Origin of the sequence: Escherichia sp. WS338 (assembly GCF_046486405.1) — a bacterium.
Classification (GTDB): domain Bacteria; phylum Pseudomonadota; class Gammaproteobacteria; order Enterobacterales; family Enterobacteriaceae; genus Escherichia; species Escherichia coli.
The window spans coordinates 1-2,276 of sequence record NZ_JBJQLL010000088.1 but is presented as its reverse complement, the minus strand read 5'-3'; the positions used below and the strand labels follow the sequence as shown (position 1 = coordinate 2,276).

General features: G+C 36.6%; 3 protein-coding genes and 2 pseudogenes. All 5 read left to right on the top strand.

Translation table 11 applies throughout. The features are described 5' to 3' along the window. A pseudogene (locus tag ACJHWT_RS25300) lies at nucleotides 1-130 on the top strand (ISAs1 family transposase); the annotation flags it as partial. Between the two features lie 77 nt (nucleotides 131-207). Continuing rightward, the gene (locus tag ACJHWT_RS25295; RefSeq protein ID WP_000357803.1) at nucleotides 208-603 is read left to right on the top strand and encodes a hypothetical protein; all 396 of its coding nucleotides are present in this window, start codon (nucleotides 208-210) and stop codon (nucleotides 601-603) included. Nucleotides 604-782: 179 nt separating this feature from the next. Continuing rightward, nucleotides 783-1,226: an HNH/endonuclease VII fold putative polymorphic toxin gene (locus tag ACJHWT_RS25290; RefSeq protein WP_264123853.1), complete on the top strand. Its 444-nt coding sequence runs from the start codon at nucleotides 783-785 to the stop codon at nucleotides 1,224-1,226. Next, on the top strand, nucleotides 1,216-1,650 hold the full coding sequence (locus ACJHWT_RS25285) for a hypothetical protein (protein ID WP_000703397.1): 435 nt from the start codon (nucleotides 1,216-1,218) through the stop codon (nucleotides 1,648-1,650). The genes ACJHWT_RS25290 and ACJHWT_RS25285 overlap by 11 nt, the downstream gene beginning before the upstream one ends. 292 nt (nucleotides 1,651-1,942) lie before the next feature. Continuing rightward, nucleotides 1,943-2,276 (top strand): annotated as a pseudogene (locus tag ACJHWT_RS25280) (ISAs1 family transposase); the annotation flags it as partial.

Genomic DNA, 2,276 nt, shown 5'->3' with positions numbered 1-2,276 from the left:
ACGGCACATCGCTATTAATATTTTGACGAATGATAAGGTATTCAAGGCAGGGTTAAGACGTAAGATGCGAAAAGCAGCCATGGACAGAAACTATCTGGCGTCAGTCCTTGCTGGGAGCGGGCTTTCGTAATCTTTCCCTGGGTTCCCATGTCAATGCCTGGAATGAGGCAGAGGGTATTTTAAGTAATTTACATTTGGATTATTAAAATGGACAAAATTATATTTAGATCCGAGTCTGATAGAGAGAATGCAAAGGCAAGTGATACCGAAGCTATTTGGTATACAGTAGTGAATGAGCTGAAACAATCAGAACAAATGGCAAGTACAAATCCATGGAACCAAGATGATGCGATTATAAAGAAAAGATTTTGTTTATTAGATGATTGTGTTATTTCTATACGTTCGGCAAGAGCTGAAGATAGAATAGAAAAAAGAGATTATAATAAAGGATATTATTTTATTGAGATAATGAACCAAGATGAATCGATAAAATTTAGCTCACATAAAATATATTCATGGGAACAAGTTATTGAATGTGCGTCTTGGTTCAAAGGAGTATCTTTTTTAGCTGCGCAAAGAATATGGAAAGTAAAGAAGTTGTAATGAAATAGAATTGAAGTAAGGGATGTTACCAGATATTATTTAGCACCCAGTGAATTGGGGTATGGTGATTGCTCCTTACTTTTTCTGAAACTATGCCTTGATGTCGCAAGGCGGGATTGCACTGCAACCTTCTGAGGTACTACGACTCGGACTGTGGAACATTTACGTAACCCGACCCGATAGGGCTGGCGGGGGGGCTAAACTTATATGCTTACGCGCCTAATCCAGTAAGCTGGATAGATCCGCTTGGTCTTAAATGTGGTGAATTAAGAAACCGTCGTCAGGCACTAAATAAAGCAAAAGATCTTGCGGGCATACCTCGTTCACAGCAACCTAATAGGCAATGGACCGTTGGAAATGATCCTAGAAGAAGGGGACAAACAAATTATAAATATTCGGAAGATTTAGGGTCTCATGGGCGATATTATGAATATACAGATGCCTACGGACGTAAGAAAGTTGTAGTCGAGCACACGGCAGATCCTAGGGCACCTGGCCCTCACGCACATGCAGGACAACCTAAACCGGGCGCTGATCCTAGAACATACGATTTCAAAAGTGATAGATATCAGAAGATCAATGACCCTGTAACTAAGGATCATCATATATATTATGAAAATTAGCCTTGAAGATAAATTAAATTTAATTAGAGCAAAAGATTATGCTTCTAAATTAAATGGTGTCACTTCCTTTGATGTATCATTCTTACGTAAGAATGACTTCATGTGGCATCGAGAAATGCTAATGGCAATAAATAAAACCGATAATATTATTGAAAGGAGAGTTTTCAATTTACCTTTAAATATTAATGATCTAGCGAGAGATGTTGAAAGTACACTGAATGTGAAAAAAGATATTCTTTGCAATATATTCTATAATGGAGATGTTTGCATATCTCTTCATGTCGAAAATTTTTCAAATTTCATATTGAGTTTGTTTTCGATAAATGAAACATATGATCTTTCATTAGCATTTACATTTCCCGATCGACTAATAGTTTTAAGTGATAATGAATATGATGTTCAGTTATATTATATTCATAAATAATTAATGTATGGCAAGATGGCCGGGAAAGATAAGATCTTCCCGGCTTTTTTATTATTTAGCTTTCGTTCAGCACACTAAACATCCCGTTCCGCATCCCCTTAACCCCTGTTTAACCTGATAAAGTTCCTCCCGCAGTTCCTGTACCTCTCAGGGAAAGATCACGTAACGCTGCTTTTTTGTACTAGACAATTCGCATTTTATGTTTAAAAATTGAGATATTCCTCATTACCTAAAGCTGTTTTTTATTGCTTATACATGATCAAATACTCCTTACATAATTAAGGAGAACAAAATGGTACTTAAAAAATTGATGGAACATATTTCTGTTATTCCCGATTACAGACAATCCTGGAAAAGTGGAACATAAATTGTCGGATATTCTACTGTTGACTATTTGTGCCGTTATTTCTGGTGCAGATGGTTGGGAAGATATAGAGGATTTTGGGGAAACACATCTCGATTTTTTAAAACAATATGGTGATTTTTAAAATGGTATTCCTGTTCACGATACCATCGCCAGAGTTGTATCCTGTATCAGTCCTTCAAAATTTCACGAGTGCTTTATTAACTGGATGCGTGACTGCCATTCTTCAGATGATAAAGACGTTATTGCAATTGATGGAAAA